The following is a 22,824-nucleotide window of genomic DNA, read 5'->3' as shown; positions in this document are numbered from 1 at the left end:
TTGTACGCCCGAAACCTGAGGACGAGTTATGAATCACCCCGCCCCCCTTCCCCCCTCCCCGTCTCCCGCCGTGCTCCGCCGCGGCAGCGGCCGGGAGGCCCTGCGCATCGGCGCCATCCTGCGCAAGGAGACCGTCGGCGGTGCCCTGCTGCTCGCGGCCACCGTCGCCGCCCTGATCATGGCCAACACCGGCCTCGCCGACAACTACTACGCCTTCCGAGACGTCAAGATCGGCTACGAGCCCTGGAACCTGAGCCTCAGCCTGGGTGCCTGGGCCGCCGACGGCCTGCTGGCGATCTTCTTCTTTCTCGCCGGACTCGAACTCAAACGGGAGTTCGTCGCCGGTGACCTGCGCAGCGTCAATCGGGCGATCGTGCCCGTCGCCGCCGCGGTCGGCGGCGTCATCGTGCCCGCGATCTTCTACACCCTGATCAACCTGAACTCAGGGCCAGAGGCTCTGAAGGGCTGGGCGATCCCCACGGCAACCGACATCGCCTTCGCGCTCGCCGTGCTCGCGGTCATCGGCTCCAAGCTGCCCGCCGCCCTGCGTATCTTCCTGCTCACCCTCGCTGTCGTGGACGACCTGCTCGCGATCGCGATCATCGCCTTCTTCTATACCACCGACATCCTCTTCGGCCCGCTGCTGCTCGCGATCATCCCGCTCGCGCTCTACGCGTTTCTCGCCCACAAATTCTCGTACTTCTTCGGCACCAGGGCGTTCGCGCCGTGGCTCATTCTGCTTCCGATCGGTTTCGTCACCTGGGCGCTCGTGCACGAGAGCGGCGTGCACGCGACCGTCGCCGGCGTGCTGCTCGGCTTCGCCGTGCCGGTGCTGCGCAGTGCGAAGGGCGGGGGACCGGATGCCGGACCCGGCCTCGCCGAAACGCTCGAGCACCGCATCCGCCCACTCTCCTCGGGCTTTGCGATCCCGGTGTTCGCGTTCTTCTCGGCCGGCGTCACGATCGGCGGTGCCGAAGGTCTCTACCAGGCGTTGACCGACCCGGTCGCGGTCGGCATCGTCGTGGCGCTCGTCATCGGTAAACCGGTCGGCGTGCTGCTGGCGACCGTGATCGTCACCAAATTCACCAAGGCCCGGCTCGACCCCGACCTGGCCTGGATCGACGTGGCCGGTGTCTCGCTGCTGGCCGGCGTGGGCTTCACCGTGTCGCTGTTGATCAGCGAACTCGGCTTCGGCCAGGGCACCGTGCTCGATGACCACGGCAAGGTCGCCATTCTCGTCGGCTCGCTGCTCGCCGCGGTGCTGGCCTCGGCGATCTTGATCAGCCGCAACCGGCACTACGCGAAGATCGCCGAGAAAGATGCCCTTGACGCCGACGGCGACGGCATGCCCGACGTCTATCAGACGGAGGAGTCGGACCAGGCCGAGCGGCGCGCCCCGCAGAACTAGCCCGCTCGCGCGACCTGCTGGTGCCTGACGGCCGCTCACCGGTGGCGAATTCAGGAGATTAGCCCGGGTGCAGCACCAGGGACGCCGGACCAGTCGAGTGGCCGCACCGTCACGGGGAGGATCTCCTGAATTCGCCACGCGGCCAACCAGCAGACGCGGCGAGAAAAGTTCTGGCGGGGGCGGCCGGAGCGACCTAGGATGTGCGCATGGCAGCGGGCATGACGCCTGCCGGAATGGATGGACGAGCGTCGGACACGATGCTGGCACTCGGTCGTTTCTTCACCCGGTGGGATCAGACAGATGACGGCCGCGCGGTGTTTCGCGAGGGCGGCCGTAAAGGAGACGTGTTCTACCGAGACCGGTGGAGTCACGACAAGGTGGTCAGGTCCACCCACGGCGTGAACTGTACCGGGTCGTGTTCGTGGAAGGTCTACGTGCGCGACGGCATCATCACGTGGGAAGCGCAGCAGACCGACTACCCGAGCGTTGGCCCCGACAGCCCCGAATACGAACCCCGCGGCTGTCCCCGTGGCGCGGCCTTCAGCTGGTACACCTACTCGCCCACCCGGGTTCGGTACCCCTACGCGCGCGGCGTGCTCGTCGACCTGTACCGGGAGGCGAAGGCCCGACTGCATGACCCGGTGCTGGCCTGGGCGGATGTCGTGGGTGATCCCGAGCGCCGCAGCCGCTACCAGCAGGCCCGCGGTAAGGGCGGCCTCGTGCGGATCCCGTGGACCGAGGCGATCGAGATCGCCGCCGCCGCCCACGTGCACACCATCAAGACCTACGGCCCCGACCGCTGCTCGGGGTTCTCACCGATCCCGGCGATGTCGATGGTCTCCCACGCCGCCGGCAACCGGTTCATCCAGCTCATCGGTGGCGTGATGACCTCGTTCTACGACTGGTACGCCGACCTGCCGGTGGCCAGCCCCCAGGTCTTCGGCGATCAGACCGACGTTCCCGAATCCGGCGACTGGTGGGATGCCACCTACCTCATGATGTGGGGCTCGAACGTGCCGGTGACGCGCACCCCGGACGCCCACTTCATGACGGAGGTGCGCTATCGCGGCACCAAGGTCGTGGCGATCAGCCCCGACTACGCCGACAACACCAAGTTCGCCGATGAATGGCTGCCCGCCCAGGCCGGAACGGATGCCGCGCTCGCGATGGCGATGGGGCACGTGCTGCTCAAGGAATTCTTCGTCGAGCGGCGCATCCCGTACTTCGAGGGATACGTGCGCCGCTACACCGACCTGCCGTTCCTGGTGCGACTCGAGGAGCACGCCGACGGCCAGGGCCTCGTGCCGACGAAATTTCTGACCGCGGCCGACCTGCCCGAGCACGCGCACACCGAGGGGGCCGCGTTCAAGACCGTGCTGCTCGACGCGAACACCGGCCGGCCGGTCGTGCCGAACGGCTCGATGGGGTACCGCTACGGCGAAGCCGGCGAGGGCAAATGGAACCTCGATCTCGAGGGCACCGACCCGGCGCTGAGCCTGCTGGACGGTGCGAACGGCGAGACCGCCAGCATCCGTCTGCCCTGTTTCGAAGCACCCTCGGGAGAAGGGTCGATCCTCACCCGCGGGGTTCCGGTGCGCCGGGTCGGCGGCCACCTCGTGACGACGGTGTTCGACCTGATGATGGCGCAGTACGGGGTGGGAAGGCCCGGATTGCCCGGCGACTGGCCGACCGGTTACGACGACGTGTCGACCCCGTACACGCCGGCCTGGCAGGCCGAGATCACGAGTGTTCCGGCTGAGGCCTGCATTCGGGTGGCGAGGGAATTCGCCCGCAACGCTGAAGCGTCCAAGGGTCGGTCGATGATCATCATGGGCGCCGGTATCTGCCAGTGGTTCCACGGCGACGCGACCTACCGGGCCGTGCTGTCGCTGCTGATGCTCACCGGCTGCATGGGCAGAAACGGCGGCGGCTGGGCGCACTACGTGGGGCAGGAGAAGACCCGCCCCATGACCGGCTGGATCTCGCTCGCTAACGCTCTGGACTGGAGCCGCCCACCGCGCACGATGATCGGCACCGGTTACTGGTACATGCACACCGACCAGTGGCGGTCCGACGGCTACTCGGCCGATTCGCTGAAATCACCGCTCGCCACCGGCCATTTCGACGGGATGCACACCGCCGACACCCTCGCCCAGTCTGCCCGGCTCGGTTGGATGCCCTTCTACCCGCAGTTCGACCGTAACCCCCTCGACCTCGCCGATGAGGTACAGGCCGCAATCGACCGGGGCGAGGCGACGGATGCCCCGAGCTACATCGCCGACGCCCTCACGAGTGGCCGCCTCACCCCCGCCATCGACGACGTCGATGCGCCCGAGAACTGGCCGCGCACCCTCATGCTCTGGCGGTCGAACCTGTTCGGCTCCTCGGCCAAGGGCAACGAGTACTTTCTCAAGCACCTGCTCGGCACGCACCACAACGTGCTCGGCCAGGACCACGTGAATGCCGCGCGGCCCCGCGATGTGCGGTGGCGGGACGCCGCGCCCGAGGGCAAACTCGACCTGCTGGTGTCGGCAGATTTTCGGATGACCTCGACCACGCTGCTGTCGGACATCGTCTTTCCGGCGGCCACCTGGTACGAGAAACACGACCTCTCCTCGACCGACATGCATCCGTTCGTGCACGCCTTCAGCCCGGCGATCGACCCGCCCTGGGAGGCCAAGACCGACTTCGACACCTTCCGGCTGCTCGCCGAGGAGTTCTCCCGGCAGGCCCGGGTGCATCTCGGAACCCGCAAAGACCTGGTGAGCGTGCCGCTGCAACACGACACGCCCGGGGAGATCGCGCAGCCCGGCGGCGTCGTGCGGGACTGGCGGAACGCATCCGTCGCCGCCGTGCCCGGGCAGAACATGCCGGTGTTCTCGATCGTCGAACGCGACTACACCGCGATCGCCGAGAAACTCGCGACCGTCGGCCCGCTCGCCGAACAGCGCGGATTCACGGTGAAAAACATCACGTACCGCCTCGAGCACGAGATCGAACTGCTTGCCCGCAGCAACGGGGTGATGCAGGGAGGTGCCGGCAATGGCCGGCCGGCCATCGACACCGACGCCAAATTCGCCCAGGCCATTCTGAGTTTCAGCGGCACCACCAACGGCGAACTCGCCGTGCAGGGCTTTCGCGAGCTCGAGAAGCAGACCGGCATGCACCTCGTCGACCTCGCGCTCGGCTCGGAGGAGAAACGCGTGACCTTCGCCCAGACCCAGGCGGCTCCGGTACCGGTCATCACCTCGCCGGAATGGTCGGGGTCGGAAACCGGCGGTCGGCGCTACTCCCCGTTCACGATCAACGTGGAACGGCTGAAGCCCTGGCACACCCTGACCGGGCGCATGCACTTCTTTCTCGACCACGACTGGATGATCGACTTAGGCGAAGCCCTGCCCACCTACCGGCCGCCGCTCGACATGCAGCGCCTGTTCGGCGAGCCGAAGTTCGGCCCGAACGGCACCACCGAGGTGACCGTGCGCTACCTGACGCCGCACTCGAAGTGGTCGATCCACTCGGAGTACCAGGACAACCTCTTCATGCTGTCGCTGTCCCGCGGCGGGCCGACGGTGTGGATGAGTCCGATCGACGCGGCCTCGATCGAGGTCGCCGACAACGACTGGGTCGAGTGCGTGAGCATGAACGGTGTGCTCGTGGGCCGCGCCATCGTCAGTCACCGGATGCCGCAGGGCGTCGTGTACGTCTATCACGCGCAGGAGCGCACCATCGATGTGCCCAAGTCCGAGGCCACCGGCCGCCGCGGCGGCATCCACAACTCGGTGAGCCGCCTGCTCGTGAAACCCACCCACCTGATCGGCGGCTACGCGCAGCTCTCCTACGCCTTCAACTATCTGGGGCCGACCGGCAACCAGCGAGACATGGTCTCAACCATTAGGCGACGTTCCCAGGAGGTGCGGTACTGATGCGCGTTATGGCTCAGATGGGCATGGTGATGAACCTCGACAAGTGCATCGGCTGCCATACCTGCTCGGTCACCTGCAAACAGGCGTGGACCAACCGGGCCGGCACCGAATACGTCTGGTTCAACAACGTTGAGACCCGGCCCGGTCAGGGCTACCCGCGCCGCTACGAAGACCAGGAGCAGTGGCGCGGCGGCTGGAAGCTCAACAAGAAGGGGCGCCTGGCGCTCAAGAGCGGCGGCCGCATCGCCAAACTGATGGGCCTGTTCGCCAGCCCGGTGCAGCCCGAGCTCAAGGACTACTACGAGCCCTGGACCTACGACTACAAGACCCTGATCGATGCCCCGCTCGGCGATGATTTTCCCGTCGCCCGGCCGAAATCGCTGATCACCGGTCAGGACACTCAGATCACCTGGTCGGCGAACTGGGACGACGACCTCGCCGGCGCCCCCGAGATGGGCCACCTCGACCCGATCGTCGAGAAGGTGCGGCGGGAATCAGAAGACAAGATCCAGTTCAGCTTCGAGCAGACCTTCATGTTCTACCTGCCGCGCATCTGCGAGCACTGCCTGAACCCCTCCTGCATGGCCTCGTGCCCGTCCGGCGCGATCTACAAGCGGGTCGAAGACGGCATCGTGCTCGTCGACCAGGACAAGTGCCGCGGCTGGCGGCAGTGCATCACCGGCTGCCCCTACAAGAAGATCTACTTCAACCACAAGACCGGCAAGGCCGAGAAGTGCACCTTCTGCTACCCGCGCGTCGAGATCGGGCTGCCGACGGTGTGCTCGGAGACGTGCGTGGGTCGGCTGCGCTACCTCGGCCTCTTTCTCTACGACGCCGACCGGGTGACGGATGCCGCGGCCGTCACCGACGAGAAAGACCTCTACGAGGCCCAGATGGATGTGCTGCTCGACCCGAACGATCCGGTGGTGGCGGCCGCGGCATCCGCTCAGGGAATACCCGATGACTGGATCGACGCGGCCCGGCGCTCGCCGGTGTACGCGCTCGCGAAGGTCTACAAGGTCGCGCTGCCGCTGCACCCCGAATACCGCACGATGCCGATGGTCTGGTACGTGCCGCCGCTGTCGCCGATCGTCGACCTGCTGAGTGAACAGGGCCACGACGGTGAGGACACCGGCACGCTGTTCGGAGCGATCGACTCCCTGCGAATTCCGGTCGAGTACCTCGCCGAGCTGTTCACCGCCGGCGACACCGACCGCATCACCGACGTCTTGCGCAAGCTTGCGGCGATGCGCTCCTACATGCGCGGCATCACCCTCGGCCAGCAACCGGATGTCGACATTCCGGCCGCCGTCGGAATGTCACCCGAGTCGATGTACGAGATGTACCGGTTGATGGCGATCGCCAAGTATGACGAGCGCTACGTCATTCCGAAGGCGCACGTGGAACAGGCGCACGACCTCGAGGAGATGGGCTGCTCGGTCGACTTCGAGGGCGGCCCCGGCATGTACGAGGACTCGCCGTTCGGCGAGGCCAGCGGACGGCCGACACCGGTCGCGGTGGAGAACTTCTATGCGCTGAAAGACCGGCAGACCTCAGACACCGCGAGCGGCGCGGCCACGCTGCGCAACCGGGTCAACCTGCTCAACTGGGACGGCAACGGCGCTCCGGCCGGGCTGTTTCCGGAACACCGGGATGTGCCGCGCACGGCGGCGCCGTCGCCGGCCGATCTGAGTGGGTCGGGGGCTCGCGAGGTTCCGGGCACTGACACCGGGCACGGCACACCATGATGCGCGACCGGGTGGTCTATCAGGCCGCCGGCTGGTGCCTGTCCTACCCCGACGCCGAACTGCTCGGGCGGGTCGCGCTGATGCGCGCCGCGCTCGCCGAACAGGGGCGCAAGGCGCCGAAACTCGAGGGCTTCTTCGGCTACCTCGAGGCAGCGGATGTCGGCACGCTGCAGCGGCGCTACGTGGAGACCTTCGACCTCAGCAAGCACCATCCGCTCTATCTGTCGTACTGGACCGACGGCGACACCCGCCGCCGCGGCGACGTGCTCGCCGCGTTCAAACAGGTCTACCGGCAGACCGATTTTCTGACCAACACCCACGGTGAATTGCCCGACTTTCTACCGCTCGTGCTCGAGTTCGCGGCGATCGCCGACCCGGTAGCCGGCCGGGAACTGCTGCGGCAGTATCGGCCGAGCCTCGAACTGCTTCGGCTCGCCCTCGTCGAACACGGCTCGCCCTACGGCGAGGTTGTTGCCGGAGTCTGCGCGACCCTGCCGGGCGCATCGCCGGCCGATCGGGAGGCGGTGCAGCGGATGGCCGGCTACGGTCCGCCCACCGAAACCGTGGGCCTCGAACCCTACGATCCGCGGCTGCTGCCGCTCAAGGGAGCGTAACCCGTGGACCTGCTGCTCTGGGGCGTGCTGCCCTACGTCATGGTCGCCGTGCTGGTCGGCGGTTCGATCTGGCGTTACCGTTACGACCAGTTCGGCTGGACGACGAGGTCGTCGCAACTGTACGAGAGCCGGCTGCTGCGGATCGGCTCGCCGATCTTTCACTTCGGGCTGCTCGCGGTCATCGCCGGGCACTTCTTCGGCCTCGTGATCCCCATGACCTGGACCCTCGCGGTGGGCATGAGCCAAGACTTCTACCACCTCAACGCGCTGCTCGTCGGTGGCGTCGCCGGGGTCGGCACGCTCGGCGGCATCCTGATTCTGATCTACCGGCGGCGCAAGACCGGGCCGGTGTTCATGGCCACCACCCGCAACGACAAGGTCATGTACGTCGTGCTGACCGCCGCGATCGTGCTCGGCCTCTGGACCACCGTGGCGAGTGTGTTCGAGGGTGATCATGGGCACAACTATCGGGAAACCGTGTCGCCATGGTTCCGCTCGCTGTTCATCTTCCAGCCCGACATCGCCGCGATGGCGGCGGCGCCGTTCTCGTTCCACATCCACACCCTGGTCGGCATGCTGCTCTTCACGATCTGGCCTTTCACGCGGCTCGTGCACGCCTTCACCGCTCCGCTGCACTACCTGTTCCGGCCCTATATCGTCTACCGCACCCGTGACAAGGTGCCCGGTGCGGTGCGGCCTGTCCGCCGCGGCTGGGCACCGATCGGCACCCCCGACCGCACCAGGGACAAACGCTAGTGGCGGGGCCGCCGCCGGATTCGCGCGCGCGGCTGGCCGAGCGCACCCGGGCCAGCAAGGGATTCAACCTCACCCTCGCGACGCTCGCCTCGGTCGTCTGCTTCTGGGCCTGGACGAGTATCGCTCCGCTCGGAGTGCGGTACAGCGAGGCGATGGATCTATCGTCGGCGGAGGCATCCGTTTTGGTGGCGATGCCCGTGCTCGTCGGGTCGATCGGCCGGATTCCGGTGGGGGTACTGACCGACCGGTTCGGTGGCCGCATCATGTTCACCGTCGTGCTGCTCGCCACGATTCCCGCGCTGCTGCTCGTCGCGCTCGCCGGGTCGCTCGGCGTGTTCGGGCTGTTGGTGCTCTGCGCGCTGCTGCTGGGTGTCGCCGGAACCGTGTTCGCGGTCGGAATACCGTTCGTCAGCAACTGGTACGACGTGTCCCGCCGGGGGTTCGCGACCGGGGTATTCGGCGCGGGCATGGGCGGAACGGCGCTCTCGGCGTTCTTCACCCCGAGGTTCGTGGAGTGGTTCGGATATCTGCCGACGCACCTGATTCTCGTCGCGCTGCTCGGCCTGACCGCGGCCACCGTCTGGTTCTTGCTCGGCAATTCGCCGAGTTGGGTGCCGCGCACTCAACCGTTCATTCCCCAGCTCGTCGCCGCGGCGAAACTCGGCGTGACCTGGCAGATGTGTTTTCTCTATGGGCTCGTCTTCGGCGGCTTCGTGGCCTTTTCGACCTACCTGCCGACCTACCTGCGTGACATCTACGGCTTCGACCTGACCGAGGCGGGCACCCGCACGGCCGGATTCGCGGTGGCCGCGGTACTGCTGCGACCGATCGGCGGCACCCTCGCCGACCGATTCGGGCCGAAAATCGTGGTGCTGGTGTCGCTGGCCGGCGTGGCCGTGCTCGCCTGGATCGTGAATATGCGGCCCGACGGCGAGATTCCGGCCGGGCTGACGTTCGTCGCGATGGCGTCGGCGCTCGGCCTCGGCGCCGGGGGAGTCTTCGCCTGGCTCGGCCGCAACGCGCCAGCCGACCGGGTCGGATCGGTCAGCGGTATTGTCAGCGCCGCCGGCGGACTCGGCGGCTATTTTCCACCGCTGATCATGGGCGCCACCTACAACGCGGCCGAGCAAAGCTACGCGATCGGACTGCTGCTGCTGGCCGGCACCGCGGCCGTTGCTTTCGTGTTCACGGTCTTCTTCGTGCACGACCGTTCCCGAGCCGGCCGGGCGCCCGCGTGAGCGCCGCCGGTTCGGTGGGCGGGTCGTGGTTCCACGACGCCACGGTTGAGAATCCCGCAGGCGTGCCCGGGTGACGGTGCGCGGATATCTCTACAGAAGTCGGCTCCACGCCACTTCGTGTTGGAGCTGTCCGGTTTCTGTAAAGAGCCGAACCTGATGCGTCGACGTGAGTGCGATCGCGAGTTCGTTCCTGTCTGCCGAGACGAATCCGATTTTTTGCCAGAACGGGCCGGATCGTCGGCTGAAGAGCCAGGCTCGAGTTGCTCCGGATTCGGCGGCGCGGTCGAGCGCGAAGCGCGCTAAGTGCAGGCCCACGCCGCGACCTCGGAGTGCCGGATCGACGGCAACGCTACGGATGAGAACGTGTTCGTTGTCGTCGCCGCGCTCGTAGCCCGTGCTGGCGACGATGCGTCCGGTGTCGGCGTCACGTGCCGTCCACAGTCGCACTGTGGGGGAACTGAGTCCGCTGAGCGTCAGGTCAGCGACGCGAAGGAACGCGGTCACGTCGTCGAGATCCTGGGGCGTCGTGAGTGTCAGGTCGAGCATTGCTCCACGATATCGCTCGCGTGGAACGCCTGCCGGTCACCGCTCTCTGGCCGGAATGGAATCCGTGCCGGCGTTCACGGTCAGCCGGCCTCTGTAGCCGGGGGTGTCTGTAAGCCGCGGCGATATTCGCTGGGGCTGACGCCGTGATGGCGTTTGAAGGCGGTGCTGAGAGCGAAGGGGCTGCCGTAGCCCACCTGGTGGGCGATGTCTGCGGTTGTCCGGTGGGGGTGTGACAGCAGTTCGCCGGCCAGCAGCATCCGCCAGTTGGTCAGATAAGCCATCGGGGGTTCGCCCACTGCCGCGCGAAAACGGTGCGCGAGGGTCGCTCGCGAGACGGTAAGCCGTTGGGCGAGCGCTTCGATGGTCCAGGGTGCGCCGGGTGCCTCGTGCAGCAGCTTCAGGGCATCCGACACGAGAGGATCGCGACCGGAGGCGAGCCACCCGGAGGCGGATTCAGGGTGTTCACGCGCCCAGCCGCGCAGGGCGTGCACAAGGACAACGTCGAGAAGTCGGTCGACTGCGCCGCCCTGTCCGGGCGCGTCAACGGCGATTTCATCGCGAAGGAGGCGCAGCAATGCCTCGTCGACTTGTCCCGCGGGGATGACCGCGACCACGGGAAGTGCCGCCGCGACGACGGCACCAATCTGAGCGTCAGACGCATATGTCCCAACCAGCATCGTCGTAGCCCCCGTGGGCGAGTTGCCCCACGTGCGCACGCCCTGCGCCATGCTGATGCTGACGTGCTCGCCGTCCCGGGTCGTGCAGATCTGCCCCGGGTGAATGACGACAAGCCCGTCGCGCTCGGGTTCGTCTGCCAGGCGATACGGGGCCGGGCCGCGCACGATGGCGACATCCCCGCGCTTCAGGCTGACCCGCATCCGCTCAGTGACCAGAGCTGCTTCGCCGGACAGCATCGCGATGAGAGTCAGGGGCGCGCGATCCTGAACGTCGATCGACCAGGGTGGGTCCATGACGACGCGCAACGCAAATGCCCGCTGCGCGTGCGGACCGCTGAGGAGGTGCGTGAGGGGGTCCACACCCTCATGCTAGACGATCACGAATGCAATCGACTCACTCAGCTATTCAGCATCTACTTACTGGCGTGTTGGCTATGACTATGACTATGACGAATCAACAGTCCGTGTTCTGGGTAGTACCGGCCGCACTGGCCGGGGCATCGCCGACCTGCTTTGCCGATCTTGCGCGCCGCGTTGCCGCAACTCGCCTGCGGGGCGACGGATCAGCGGTTCACTCATGACCGAGCTGTTCGGAACCGCTGCGACAGTGGCAGCGGTGGTCGGGGCCGGTGTCGCCGGAGGGGTGTACTTCACGTTCTCCGTCATCGTGTCTCCGGCCCTGCGCCGGCGTTCTGCCCCTGAGGCCGTTGCTGTGATGCAACGGGTCAATGACAATGCCGTTCGTGCCCCCTTCATGATCGTCTTCTTCGGGGGCGCTCTGGCCGCGTGCGCGGCGGCCGTCAGCGCTCTGCTGCCGGACGCTGATGTCGGCGGCGTCTCTGCTCGCGTCGCCTCCGTTCGCGTCATCGGCGCGGGCCTGACACTGGCGTCTTTTGCCACGACGATCCTGTTCAACGTGCCGCGGAATCAGGCGCTTGCCCGGTTCAGGCCATCCGATAGGGACGCCGCTGGCGCCTGGCGTTCTTTCGACGCGGGGTGGAGTCGCGCGAACACGACTCGAGCTGTGCTTGCGATCGTCGGCTCGGCGTTTCTCGCCGCGTCGCTGCTCTGGCGCGGGTAGCCACACCGTGAAGTCGCCGTCTCGCAGGCGCCGTTATGGTCGGCGGAGCTCGGCCTGAGGTCGGCCCGCAGCCTAGAATCGCCGGGTGATCATTGACCTTGCTGAGAAGTCCCCGGAAGTCGTTCTGGAACAGTATCTGTCGCACCTGGTCAGCGATGAGATCAGGGCGAGTCCCGGCATTCGCGGCGGGCAAACGGCGGCGGATGCTGCACTCGCCGCGTTCGACGTGACGCGGTATGCCGCGACGCGCAATCAGGTGCTGCCGGAATCGGATCGCGGAGCGTCGCGGCTGTCGCCCTACATTCGCCACGGTTTGCTGGGGTTGCGGGAGGTCTGGGCCGCGGCCGCCGGGCCTGCGTCGGATGTGTCTAAATTTCGCGACGAACTGCTCTGGCAGGAGTACGCTCGCCATCTCTACGCCCGCGTTGGCATGGATCTGCACCGCAACCTGCGCTTCGACGTCGCCTGGTCGGGGGAGTTCGCGCCGGAAGCGTGGCCGCGACAGATGGCCTGCATCGACTGGGCGGTCTCGAGTCTGGAACGCGACGGCTGGTTGGTGAACCAGTCCCGGATGTGGCTGGCCTCACAGTATTCGGTGCGCTCCGGAGCGGGCTGGGCAGCCGGTCAGGAATATTTCCATCGCCAGCTTCTGGACGGTTCTCGCGCCGCGAACCTGCTCGGCTGGCAATGGACGGTAGGCGCCGGAACCGGCAAACCCTACGGATTCGCGCGATGGCAGGTCGAGAGACGTGCGCCAGAGCTGTGTGCGGCCTGCCCCCTGAACCAGCATTGCCCCATTCAGGACTTTCCCCCGGATTCGCACCCGCTCCCCGTGCCGGAGCCGAGTCCTCGGCTCGTTCGAGACGACGATCTCGCCGCCACCCGAGGTCCGACCGCGGTCGTATCGAGGTCGATACCGCAATCGGTGGTGCTCACCGTCGAGTCACTCGGTGACGCGGATCCGGCGCTTCTCGCCCATCCAACGCTGCCGGTTGTCTTCATCTTCGATGAACCCGCGCTGGTGAAACTTCAGCTGTCGAGCAAAAGACTCATCTTCTTCGTTCAGACGCTGCAGGATCTGGCTACCCGGCGTGAGGTGATCGTTCACCTGGGGGACCCGAGAGACATCACTTCAAGACTTCGGGCGGCCATCACCTGGGCGCCGGTGCCGAGCTTCGCCAAATACGTCGACATCGCCGCGGAGCTGCACCCGTGGCCGTGGCTGGCGGAGCCGCATGCCCGCTCGGTGAAGAGTTTTTCGGCGTGGCGTAACAACCTCGTGCAGCCGATGTGAGCCGCGCGAATGTCTCCGTCGGCAAGGCACTCGTCGGCAAGATGCCGCGCACGCCCCTGACCCTGACCCGCCAGGGCCGCGCCGCGTGAAAGGCCCACCTCGCCGCGCTCACCGAGATCGCCGGTCAGGAGTGAGCATCCGCTTCGGGATCACGGCGTATTGACCTCGCCGATGTGATCTGGCCTGCGTGACCTACGCGATTAGATTCACCCCGTGGGCGGCGAAACAGGTCGGGAAGCTTGACCCGACCGCCGCGAAGAGGATTCGTGAATTTCTCGAGCAGAAGCTCTCCCGGCTCGACAACCCTCGGCTGCTCGGGAAGAAGCTCCTCAACGAGGATTTCTGGCGATACCGCGTCGGTGACTATCGAATTTTGACGAGCATCGACGAGGATCTCATCCTCATCCTCATCCTCATCCTCATCCTCGTCGTCGAGGTCGCGCACCGGCGTGAGGTACGGAAGCCGTAGGACTGCACCGGCCGCATCAGTTCTGAAATGGCGAATGCGGGCCTGGCCCCGGGGTGTCAGCGGGGGCGGCGGGTGGCGGCTGCGAGCATCCGCTCGAGAGGACCCTTGCCGAGGAACAGCCGCCAGAGGCTCGCGAAGAGCAGGGAAGCGAGCACCATGCCGACCAGCAGCGGCACGCCCGGGTAGTTCACGAACACGGGAACGGCAGGGTCGCCGCCGTCACGTACCGCGACGATGCCGATCAGAGCCACAATCTGCAGCGTATAAATGGTGAGCGCCATCGCTCCGGCGGCAGCGATCGGCCACAGCAGGCCGCGCAGCAGCCGGCCGAGCGAGGCGCGCTCGGGCGCGGTCAGCCAGAGCAGCACGCCGATGATCGCGATCGCGAGGCCGCCGGAACCGAGTACCTCCGCGGTCGTGCCCGAGTGTGCCTCGGCGCTGATGCCCGGCAGTACGGCGGCCGCGCCATAGCCGGCAACCGCGAAAAAGGCGCCCACCCCGATCATGAGCGCCTGGGTGCGTGGCTGGCTGAGGCCTGACCGGGCCGCAATCAGGCCGGCGAGCAGAAACGGCAACCAGATCAGGACCGGGTAATAGCCGTTCACGAAGTAGTAGTCAACGAAATAGGCGACCGTGTCACGGGACGTGTTCACGTCGCCCTGCCCGGCGCCGAGCGCCGGCGCGAGCGCGACCAGACCCAGGCCGACCGCGGCAAGCGCCCACCGTGGAAAGAACAGCACCGGGGTCAGCAGCAGAAACATGATGCCGTAGTAGTCGAGGATCACGGCGACGTCGCTGTCGAAGCTGGACAGCACGATACCGATCAGGAAGATGAAGATCGCGCGCAGCACGATGCTCACGATCCGATCCGAGCGGATGCCCCGCGGTGTCGGTCGCTCGGCCCCGGTCATGAGGCCGAGCGAGACCCCGGCGAGTGTTGCGAAGAGAATCGAGGAGCGGCCGTCCACCAGAAATTCGCCGTCGTTCACGCGCGGAGCGGCATGGGCCACGAGCATGCCGAGGATCGCGAGCCCCCGTGCCACGTCGATGCCCACGACGCGGGTGCGGGAGTCGGAGCGCGCGGAAGCGGCCGAAGCCGCGCCCGAAGCCGAAGCCGAGTCCGAAGCTGAAGCCGCGCCCGAGCCCGCGCCCGAATCAGCACGTGACCCCGAGCGCCAACCCGGGTCTGGGCCGGGCGAGGGCTGCGGGGCGGTGGCGGGGGGCAGCATCCGCTACCAGACCGTGATCGCTGCCGGGCCGGGCACGATCGCGATGCCGGGCAGCACGCGGTCGTCGGCATCCACGAAGGCAACGCGGGCGGGGGCGCCGGTGGCGGGGTCGACCAGACGGGATCCGGGGCCCTCGGAGCCGGGATTGAAGGTGTCACCCCACTGGATCAGCGCCGCTTCGACGAGGGCGAGGCCGTGCCCGGCCGGGGTGAGGTGGTAGCTCGCGCGTTCGCGGCAGCCGGGCTCGCGGTACGGGCGTTTGTCGAGCACACCGGCGGTCACGAGGGTCGCGAGGCGAGCCGTGAGAATGTCGGTCGGCACGCCGAGGCCGTCACGAAACTCGCTGAACCTGGTCTGGCCGCGCAGGGCGTTGCGCACGATCAGCAGCGACCACCGCTCGCCGACGATATCGAGCGTGCGGGCGACCTGGCAGGTGCTCGGCGTGCCGTCGGCTCGGGTGTACATGGGAACACTGTACGACTTTTTCGCATAACTTGGAGAATCCAACTCAGAGTCGGTAGGTTGGCCAGCATGATGAAACTCGGCCGCCGCGGCAGCTTCTGGTCGGCCGCGATCGTGCTCGCCCTCTGCCTGTGGGCGAGCGGGGCACCGAGCGTGCTCTACCCGGCCTACGCCGCCGAGTGGAACCTGGCCCCGGTCGTGACAACCTCGGTGTTCGGCGCCTATCCGCTCGCGCTGCTGCTCGTGCTGCTGTTCGCGGGCGGGCTCAGCGACACGATCGGTCGCCGCCGGGCGATGCTGCTCGGCATCAGTCTCATCGGTCTGTCGGCCGTGGTCTTCGCGATCGCCCCGAACGTTGGGTTTCTCTTCGTTGGCCGGGTGCTTCAGGGGGTCGGCACCGGATTCGCCCTCGGCGCCGCGAGCGCCGCCCTCGTTGAACACAATGTGTCGGGCAACCTGCGCTTCGCCGGATCGATGGCGACGGTCTCGACCTCGACCGGACTCACCCTGGCGCTGCTGCTCTCGGGCGCACTCGCCGAGCTCGCGCCGCTGCCCCTGGTCTTGAGCTTTCTCGTGTTGCTCGCCCTCAGCGCGCTCGCCTACGTGCTGGTGTGGTTCACGCCGGATGATGCACGTGAGGCCAGGCCGCGCTACCGCCCGCAGCTGCTGCGGATGCCGCCCGGCATCATGCGCGTCTTCATCGCCTCGACCCTCTCGGTCTCGGTCGCCTACGCGATCGGCGCCATGTTTCTCTCGCTCGGCGCGCAGATGGCCCGGCAGCTGACCGGCACCACCAACCTGATCGTGGTCGGCGGGCTGCTCGCGGTGTCCGCGTTTGTGATCGGGGTGACCGCGCTGTTTCTCAGCCGGGTGCACGCGCACGTCGCGATCGTGGTCGGGGCCGTGCTGTCGATCGGCGGGCTCGCGCTGATGGCCGGCACCGCGGCATCCGGTTCGATCGGGATGTTCCTCGGCTGGTGCGTGGTCGGCGGCATGGGCTACTCGTTCGCGTTCACCGGCGGCCTGCAGCTCGTGAACCGCACGGCGCCGACCGAGCACCGCGGCGCGACCCTGTCGATGATGTACCTGTTCGGCTACCTGCTGCAGTCCCTCACCGCGATCGGTGCCGGCGCGCTCGCCACGACTCTCGGCCTCGAAACGGCGATCTATCTCGCCGCGCCCGCGCTCGCCGTGTTGTGCCTGGCCGCGCTCGCCTGGGCGCTCGCGGATCTGTACATGAGACGACTCTCACAAAGAGCACAAGCCCGGTCGTAAGGCCTGATCAGAATGATTTCCTTTCGATAGCAGCGGATGCTCCGGGCGTGGGAAATACCCCCCGGTCAGCTTTCACGGAGCTTCGCAAAAGGCGCCCTGCCTAGGCTCGGGCCGTGCCCAAGTGTGGCTGGTGCGGCATCTGCCAAGCCGGTCACGAGTAATCGAAAGGAACACGAACAATGACTCAGAACCACCAGAACCGCCAGCAGAACCAGAACGAGAACCAGAACGTGAACACCTCGGCCTTCGGTTCGCCGCTCAAGAAGCGCGTCGCCGTCGGAGCCGTGACCGCGATGGCCGCCGGATCCCTGCTGGGCCTCGGCGCCGTGGGAGCCAATGCCGCTCCGCTCGACTCCTCGACCGACACGGGGTCGACGACAACGACGAACTCGTCGACCCCGACCGAGGCCGAGCAGGCCGAGGCCGCGGCCGCGCTCACCGCGCTGACCGAACAGCTGCAGGGCCAGCTGGCCGATGCGTCCGAAACTGGTGAGGCCGGCTCGAGCGACGCCGACGCTGCGCAGATCGTGACCGATGCGATTGCCGAGCACCCTGACCTCTTCCAGAGCCTGCCGGTGAACCTGCAGACCGACCTCGTGGCCCTCGGTGAGGCGAACTCCGATCAGGAGATCGCCGCCGACACGATCGAGACCACCGCCCTCAGCGGCGGTTACGGCGAGCAGATTCAGACGCTGGCCGAGGCCATTCAGCAGGACCCGGAGCATCCGCTTGCCGCGGTCTTGCAGGCCCTCGCGGCCAGCGACGCCGTCGTCGGCGACGTCGCAGCGGATGAGCTCACCGACAGCGAGAAGGGCGAGAAGGGCGCGCACGGCGATCACGATCGTGGCCTGAGCCCCGAGAAGATCGCCGCTGCGCTCGCAGAGAACCCGGCGCTGTTCGACAAGCTGCCGCAGGAGTTGCAGACCGACCTGACCGAGCTGCAGGCGACGCCCGAGGCCGACCGTGCGGCTGATGCCGACGCCATCAAGACCACCGCGCTTGAGGGCGGCTACGGCGAGCAGATTCAGACCATCGCCGAGCGCGTGGTTCAGAACTTCGCCGACGCCGACGCCGACGCCGATGCCGATGCCGAGGCCGGCGCCGCGGCGGACGTTGAGACCGATGAGGCTGACGCCGACGTGAAGACCGACGCCGACGTGAAGGCCGACTCCGACGTGAAGACCGACGCCGACGTGAAGGCGGGCGTGCACGACGCCAACTAGTCCAACCTGAACGAACACAGCGGCGTGGCCGGGAGCGACGCTCCCGGCCCCGCCGTCGTCGTGCGCCCGGACCCTGCTGTGTGGGCGGGGCGGCGCGTGGCGTGGCTAATTCAGGCTGAGCGGCCCCAGACTGCCTGTTTGGGGTAGTTTTTGACCAATTCGTGGCCTTCGTCCTGAATTCGCCACGAGGTTACCCACCGACAGGCGCAAACGGATGCCGCGACCTGCCATCATCGGGGGATGAAACGGATTTCCTCGGCACAGATGCATCTGGAAGCGATGCAGCCGGCCCGCATGGTGCTCTCGGTCGCACCGGATGCCGGCCTCGACTGCGCCGAGCAGCTGCACGTCACGCAGAATGGCCGCGACCTGCCGGTGCGCGAGATTCACGACGAATTCGGCACCCGGCTGCACCTCGTTGACGTGGCCCCGGGCCCCGTGAGCGTCGAATTCTCCGCCGTCGTGTCCGGTCAGGCCGAGCCCGCTGCTGTCACGGAGATCGACCGCATCCGCTACCTGCGGCCCAGCCGCTACTGCGAGTCCGACAGCCTCGGCGCTCTGGCCCGGGCCGAGTTTGCGGGGCTCGACGGCCGGGACCTGCTCGCCGGCGTCAGCTCGTGGGTCGGGCAGAAGCTCGTCTACGTTCCCGGCGCGAGCCTGCCGACCGATGGCGCGGTGCGCACCCTCATCGCCCGTCAGGGTGTCTGCCGGGACTACGCGCACCTCGTCGCCGCCCTGCTGCGCGCGGTCGACGTGCCGGCCAGGGTCGTCTCCGTCTACGCGCCGGGCCTGACGCCGATGGATTTTCACGCCGTCGCCGAGGCCCTGATCGACGACGTCTGGCGGGTCGTCGACGCGACGATGCTCGCCCCGCGCCAGTCGCTCGTGCGCATCGCGACCGGCCGCGACGCCGCCGACACCGCGTTTCTCACCACGATCGGCGGCGTCGTGCTGCTGCATGAACTCGCAGTCACGGCGACCGTCGATGTGCTGCCGCGCGACGACGTGCGCGAACTGGCCCTGCTGCGCTGACCTGGGCCGTCTTAGACGCGGCAGTGCATACCGCGTAGTCATGTTTGTATGACTACAGCTCAGAACATTCGGTTGCGTCGGCGCTGGCTCATCGCAGCAATCATCTACAGTCTCGTGATGGTCGGTGCGGGCATCGTTGTCGTAGCGGCGACCGGTGAATGGATCGCTTGGCCTGCGCGATCGGTCTCGTGATTATCCCGATCGGTTCGGCTTGGGTTCGCGCATGCCGATCGCGCCGCTGAGATGGCCCAAAGAGAATCGGTGCACGACGCGACGCGACGCGCGGCTGGGTTCGACTTGTCCGGGGGTGAACGCCCCGTCTAGGGTGAAAGCAGTGACACGGGGTGCGGTCGCACGGCAGATGCCGGGCGAAGGCTGAGAACACACCCGTTGAACCTGATCTAGCTCGAACTAGCGAAGGGATGTCGCGAGTGAACTCTCGCTTGTCGAACCATACTGTCCATGCTGTTTCTTCTGCGGGGGCGGTACCCGTTCCGGTACCGACTGCGGAGACGGTCGCGGCGCTGCTCACCGCGCTGCAGAGGCGTGAACCGCTCGTGCAGTGCCTCACCAACGCGGTCGTGACCAACTTCACGGCGAACGTGCTGCTCGCGCTTGGGGCATCCGCCGCCATGGCCGACCTGCCGCTCGAGGCCGGCCCGTTCGCGGGGGTAGCCTCCGGCGTGCTCGTGAACCTCGGCACCCCGCACGCCGACCACCGCGATGCCATGCGCGAGGCTGTTGCCGCGGCCAAGGCAGCCGGCACCCCGTGGGTGCTCGATCCGGTCGCGATCGGACTGCTTCCGGTGCGCACGGCGCTCGCCGCCGAGCTGCTGCTGCAGCGCCCCACCATCATTCGTGGCAACCCCTCGGAGATCATCTGCCTCGCCGGTGTCGGAATGGGCGGCCGCGGCGTGGATTCGGTCGACTCGCCCGACGACGCCCTGGCCGCCGGGCGACTGCTCGCGGCCGAGTTCGGCTCGATCGTGGCCATTTCCGGGCCGGTCGACATCGTGACCGACGGCGTCACCGACGTGCGCGTGCACACCGGCACGCCGCTGCTGACCAAGGTCACCGGCGGCGGCTGCGCCCTTGGCGCGGTCATCGCCGCCTTCTCCGCGCTCAGCGACGACCGGCTCGCGAACACCGTGGCGGCCTGCTCGGTCTACACGATCGCGGCCGAGCAGGCGGCAGCGGATGCCGCCGGCCCCGGCAGTTTCGCCGTCGCGTTCCTGGATCGGCTGGCCGGCCTCAGCGCCGAGACCGTGCTGAAGCTCGCGGTCATTCGATGAGCGTGCCTACCGCCTCTGCGGCCGTTGCCGCGGGTGAGGGTGCGGGTGCCCCCGGATCGGGAGTGCGCCCGGAACGGGTGGCCGCTACGGCCGTTACCGTAGCGGCTACCGATATCGGGCGCGGTCATGAGGAACCACCGGCCGGCGACTCGGCTGTGCGTTCGGGAGCGCGCCCGGAACGGGTGGGCGCTACGGCGGTTACCGTAGCGGCTACCGGTATCGGGCGCGGTCACGATTTCGGTGTGGGTGTGGGTGTGGGTGTGGGTGTGGGTGTGGGTGCGGGTGCGGTGCCGGCGGCCGCCGTGTGGGCGCGACCCACGGCATCCGTCGACCTGTCGACGTACCTCGTGACCGACGCGGGCCTCAGCGGGCCGCGCGGCGTGCTCTTCGTCATCGCGGAGGCCGTCGCGGGCGGGGTGACCGCCGTGCAGATTCGGGACAAGACCGCCTCGACCCGGGAAGTCTACGAACTCGTCGTCGCCGCGACCCGGCTGACCCGGGGGCGCTGCCTGCTCTTCGTCGACGACCGCGTCGACGTGTTTTTGGCCGCCCGCAGTGGGGGAGTCCACGTTGACGGCGTTCACGTCGGGCAATCCGACCTGCCGGCCGCCGCCGTGCGCCGGCTGATCGGAGCGGATGCCCTGCTCGGCCTGACCGCGAACACGCCCGCGCACCTTGCGGCCGCGCACAGCCTGCCGGTCGGCACCGTCGACTACTTCGGGGTCGGGGTGATTCGGCCGACGCTGACGAAGGCGAACCATCCCGAACCGCTCGGAGTCGACGGGTTTGCGGCCCTCGCCGCGTCGACGCCGATTGCGTGTGTGGCGATTGGGGGCATCCGCCTCGATGACACGGCGCCGCTAAAGGCCGCCGGTGCGGCCGGACTCGCCGTCGTGTCGGCGATCTGCGCCGCCGACGACGTGCGCGCCGCGACCCGCGAATTCGTCGACGCCTGGGCGGGGGCACGCGCATGAGCGCGCCCCGCATCACGCCCCGAATCGTCAACGTGCTGAGCATCGCCGGCACCGATCCGACCGGCGGTGCCGGAATTCAGGCCGACCTCAAGAGCGTGTCGGCGACCGGCGGTTATGGCATGGCCGTCGTCACCGCCCTCGTCGCCCAGAACACCCGCGGCGTGCGCTCGATCCACCTGCCACCGGTGTCGTTCCTGCGCGAACAGCTCGACTCGGTCAGCGACGACGTCACCATTGACGCCGTGAAGATCGGCATGCTGTCGAACCTCGCCGTGATCGATGTGGTCACCGAGTGGCTCGACCGGGTGCGGCCGCCGATCGTCGTGCTCGACCCGGTCATGGTCGCCACGAGTGGCGACCGGCTGCTCGACGCGGCCGCCGAGCGGGGCGTGCGTGCCCTGCTCGCCCGGGTGCACATCGTGACGCCCAATCTGCCCGAACTGGCCGTGCTCGCCGAAGCCCCGGTTGCCACCGACTGGACAGAGGCGCTCGAACAGGGGCGCCTGGTCGCCGAGCGGTACGGCGTGCGGGTGCTCGTCAAGGGCGGCCACCTCGGCGGCAGTGCCTCACCCGATGCCCTCGTCGAGCCCGGCGGCCGGGTCATCGAATTCGCGGCCGAACGCATCGACACCGTCAACACCCACGGCACCGGATGCTCCCTCTCGAGCGCCCTGGCGACCCTGCAGGCCCGGCTCGGCGACTGGGAACACTCGGTGCGGGCGGCGAAGTTGTGGCTGACCGACAGCCTGCGGCACGCGGACGAGCTGCAGGTCGGGCAGGGGCACGGACCCGTGCATCACTTCGCCGCCCTGTGGCGCGGCGACGGGCTGCCGGCCGGGAAGGCGCCGTCGGCGCCGGCTCCGCACCTGCTGCGCGACGAGTGGTGGTTCGGCATCGCCGACCTGCGCAGCGCAATCGACGACCTTGACTTCATCCGTCGGCTCAGTGACGGCACCCTGCCGCAGAGCGCTTTCTCGTACTACCTCGCCCAGGACGCGCTCTACCTGCGCGACTATTCCCGGGCTCTGGCCCGCGCCAGCCAGCTCGCGCCGACCCTCGACGAGCAGTCCTTCTGGGCCGTGAACTCCCACGGCAGCCTCGCGGTCGAGATGGAACTGCACCGCGACTGGCTCGGTGCGGCCGCGGTCGCCCCCGAGCCGAACCCGGTCACCACCAACTATCTGAACCATTTGCTGGCCGTCGCCGGGGGATCCGATTATGCAGCGCTCGTTGCGGCGCTGCTGCCCTGCTTCTGGATCTACCAGGACGTGGGGGAGCGGCTGGCGGCGGCGAACCACGCGGAGCATCCGTTCAACGCGTGGCTGTCGACCTACGCCGACCCGGCGTTCGCGGAATCGACCCGGCAGGCGATCGAGATCGTCGAGGCCGCCGCCCTGCTCGCCAGCGACGCCGAGCGGGGCCGCATGTGGGAGGCGTTCCGGGCCTCGGCGGCGCACGAGGTGGCGTTCTTCGCGATGGGCACGGCGCGCGCCGTGCAGCCCATGATCGGCTAGCAGCCAGCCCGGCGCCGGGCCTGATCGGGCGCACAATCCAGAGCAGTACGCTGATATCAGCGGATG

21 protein-coding genes and 1 riboswitch are annotated in these 22,824 nt (G+C 67.9%); of the genes, 17 read left to right on the top strand and 4 right to left on the bottom strand.

Annotated features, from left to right (window positions below):
* Positions 1 to 28 precede the first annotated feature (28 nt).
* The 6 genes from nhaA to E3T55_RS16930 all read left to right on the top strand — a co-directional run bounded on the left by nhaA (position 29) and on the right by E3T55_RS16930 (position 9,690).
* On the top strand, positions 29 to 1,408 hold the full coding sequence (gene nhaA / locus E3T55_RS16955; RefSeq protein ID WP_134520730.1) for a Na+/H+ antiporter NhaA: 1,380 nt from the start codon (positions 29 to 31) through the stop codon (positions 1,406 to 1,408).
* Positions 1,409 to 1,614: 206 nt separating this feature from the next.
* Complete coding sequence (locus tag E3T55_RS16950; protein ID WP_134520729.1) at positions 1,615 to 5,334, top strand: nitrate reductase subunit alpha; 3,720 nt, start codon at positions 1,615 to 1,617, stop codon at positions 5,332 to 5,334.
* Positions 5,334 to 7,082: a nitrate reductase subunit beta gene (narH, locus tag E3T55_RS16945; RefSeq protein ID WP_134520728.1), complete on the top strand. Its 1,749-nt coding sequence runs from the start codon at positions 5,334 to 5,336 to the stop codon at positions 7,080 to 7,082. Before E3T55_RS16950 ends, narH begins: the two co-directional genes overlap by 1 nt.
* Complete coding sequence (narJ, locus tag E3T55_RS16940) at positions 7,079 to 7,696, top strand: nitrate reductase molybdenum cofactor assembly chaperone (RefSeq protein ID WP_134520727.1); 618 nt, start codon at positions 7,079 to 7,081, stop codon at positions 7,694 to 7,696. The genes narH and narJ overlap by 4 nt, the downstream gene beginning before the upstream one ends.
* Before the next feature lie 3 nt (positions 7,697 to 7,699).
* Positions 7,700 to 8,452: a respiratory nitrate reductase subunit gamma gene (gene narI, locus E3T55_RS16935; protein ID WP_134520726.1), complete on the top strand. Its 753-nt coding sequence runs from the start codon at positions 7,700 to 7,702 to the stop codon at positions 8,450 to 8,452.
* The gene (locus E3T55_RS16930) at positions 8,452 to 9,690 is read left to right on the top strand and encodes an MFS transporter (RefSeq protein WP_420898015.1); all 1,239 of its coding nucleotides are present in this window, start codon (positions 8,452 to 8,454) and stop codon (positions 9,688 to 9,690) included. Before narI ends, E3T55_RS16930 begins: the two co-directional genes overlap by 1 nt.
* A 90-nt stretch (positions 9,691 to 9,780) precedes the next feature.
* Here the strand turns inward: E3T55_RS16930 and E3T55_RS16925 are convergent, their stop codons facing one another.
* The gene (locus E3T55_RS16925; protein ID WP_134520725.1) at positions 9,781 to 10,236 is read right to left on the bottom strand and encodes a GNAT family N-acetyltransferase; all 456 of its coding nucleotides are present in this window, start codon (positions 10,234 to 10,236) and stop codon (positions 9,781 to 9,783) included.
* Between the two features lie 80 nt (positions 10,237 to 10,316).
* The gene (locus E3T55_RS16920; RefSeq protein ID WP_134520724.1) at positions 10,317 to 11,273 is read right to left on the bottom strand and encodes an AraC family transcriptional regulator; all 957 of its coding nucleotides are present in this window, start codon (positions 11,271 to 11,273) and stop codon (positions 10,317 to 10,319) included.
* Between the two features lie 217 nt (positions 11,274 to 11,490).
* Between E3T55_RS16920 and E3T55_RS16915 the strand changes: the two genes are divergently transcribed.
* From E3T55_RS16915 to E3T55_RS16900, 4 genes are all read left to right on the top strand, one after another.
* Positions 11,491 to 11,994 carry an anthrone oxygenase family protein gene (locus tag E3T55_RS16915; RefSeq protein ID WP_134520723.1) on the top strand — a complete coding sequence of 168 codons (504 nt, stop codon included), beginning with the start codon at positions 11,491 to 11,493 and terminating at the stop codon, positions 11,992 to 11,994.
* A gap of 85 nt (positions 11,995 to 12,079) precedes the next feature.
* The gene (locus E3T55_RS16910) at positions 12,080 to 13,288 is read left to right on the top strand and encodes an FAD-binding domain-containing protein (protein ID WP_198418595.1); all 1,209 of its coding nucleotides are present in this window, start codon (positions 12,080 to 12,082) and stop codon (positions 13,286 to 13,288) included.
* Positions 13,285 to 13,377 (top strand): transcriptional regulator, encoded by a 93-nt coding sequence (locus E3T55_RS20875; RefSeq protein ID WP_241993118.1) that lies wholly within the window; start codon positions 13,285 to 13,287, stop codon positions 13,375 to 13,377. The genes E3T55_RS16910 and E3T55_RS20875 overlap by 4 nt, the downstream gene beginning before the upstream one ends.
* A 98-nt stretch (positions 13,378 to 13,475) precedes the next feature.
* Positions 13,476 to 13,757, top strand: a complete 282-nt coding sequence (locus E3T55_RS16900; protein WP_134520722.1) for a type II toxin-antitoxin system RelE family toxin — start codon at positions 13,476 to 13,478, stop codon at positions 13,755 to 13,757.
* A 56-nt stretch (positions 13,758 to 13,813) separates the two neighbouring features.
* Here the strand turns inward: E3T55_RS16900 and E3T55_RS16895 are convergent, their stop codons facing one another.
* Both E3T55_RS16895 and E3T55_RS16890 read right to left on the bottom strand, forming a co-directional pair.
* Positions 13,814 to 14,812, bottom strand: coding sequence for a heparan-alpha-glucosaminide N-acetyltransferase domain-containing protein (locus E3T55_RS16895; protein ID WP_134520721.1), 999 nt, complete (start codon positions 14,810 to 14,812; stop codon positions 13,814 to 13,816).
* 177 nt (positions 14,813 to 14,989) lie between these two features.
* Positions 14,990 to 15,451 carry a winged helix-turn-helix transcriptional regulator gene (locus E3T55_RS16890; RefSeq protein ID WP_134520720.1) on the bottom strand — a complete coding sequence of 154 codons (462 nt, stop codon included), beginning with the start codon at positions 15,449 to 15,451 and terminating at the stop codon, positions 14,990 to 14,992.
* Between the two features lie 66 nt (positions 15,452 to 15,517).
* Here E3T55_RS16890 and E3T55_RS16885 point away from each other — a divergent pair, with 66 nt between their 5' ends.
* The 7 genes from E3T55_RS16885 to E3T55_RS16855 all read left to right on the top strand — a co-directional run bounded on the left by E3T55_RS16885 (position 15,518) and on the right by E3T55_RS16855 (position 22,758).
* Entirely contained in the window at positions 15,518 to 16,723 is a 1,206-nt protein-coding gene (locus tag E3T55_RS16885; protein WP_241993117.1) for an MFS transporter, read from the top strand.
* Between the two features lie 179 nt (positions 16,724 to 16,902).
* Positions 16,903 to 17,946: a hypothetical protein gene (locus tag E3T55_RS16875; RefSeq protein WP_166791819.1), complete on the top strand. Its 1,044-nt coding sequence runs from the start codon at positions 16,903 to 16,905 to the stop codon at positions 17,944 to 17,946.
* A gap of 240 nt (positions 17,947 to 18,186) precedes the next feature.
* Positions 18,187 to 18,978 (top strand): transglutaminase-like domain-containing protein, encoded by a 792-nt coding sequence (locus tag E3T55_RS16870; protein ID WP_134520718.1) that lies wholly within the window; start codon positions 18,187 to 18,189, stop codon positions 18,976 to 18,978.
* A 48-nt stretch (positions 18,979 to 19,026) separates the two neighbouring features.
* Positions 19,027 to 19,170, top strand: a complete 144-nt coding sequence (locus tag E3T55_RS20340; RefSeq protein ID WP_166791818.1) for a hypothetical protein — start codon at positions 19,027 to 19,029, stop codon at positions 19,168 to 19,170.
* 138 nt (positions 19,171 to 19,308) lie between these two features.
* Positions 19,309 to 19,418, top strand: a riboswitch (TPP riboswitch).
* A gap of 3 nt (positions 19,419 to 19,421) precedes the next feature.
* Positions 19,422 to 20,270 (top strand): hydroxyethylthiazole kinase, encoded by an 849-nt coding sequence (gene thiM, locus E3T55_RS16865; RefSeq protein ID WP_420898013.1) that lies wholly within the window; start codon positions 19,422 to 19,424, stop codon positions 20,268 to 20,270.
* A 2-nt stretch (positions 20,271 to 20,272) separates the two neighbouring features.
* The gene (gene thiE, locus E3T55_RS16860; RefSeq protein WP_241993116.1) at positions 20,273 to 21,244 is read left to right on the top strand and encodes a thiamine phosphate synthase; all 972 of its coding nucleotides are present in this window, start codon (positions 20,273 to 20,275) and stop codon (positions 21,242 to 21,244) included.
* A complete protein-coding gene (locus E3T55_RS16855; RefSeq protein WP_134520716.1) occupies positions 21,241 to 22,758 on the top strand; it encodes a bifunctional hydroxymethylpyrimidine kinase/phosphomethylpyrimidine kinase in 1,518 nt (505 codons plus the stop codon). Before thiE ends, E3T55_RS16855 begins: the two co-directional genes overlap by 4 nt.
* Positions 22,759 to 22,824: the final 66 nt, after the last annotated feature.

This window comes from Cryobacterium frigoriphilum (assembly GCF_004403305.1).
Classification (GTDB): Bacteria; Actinomycetota; Actinomycetes; order Actinomycetales; family Microbacteriaceae; genus Cryobacterium; species Cryobacterium frigoriphilum.
The sequence above is the reverse complement of the archived record's forward strand: the minus strand, read 5'-3'. Positions and strand labels throughout refer to the sequence as shown.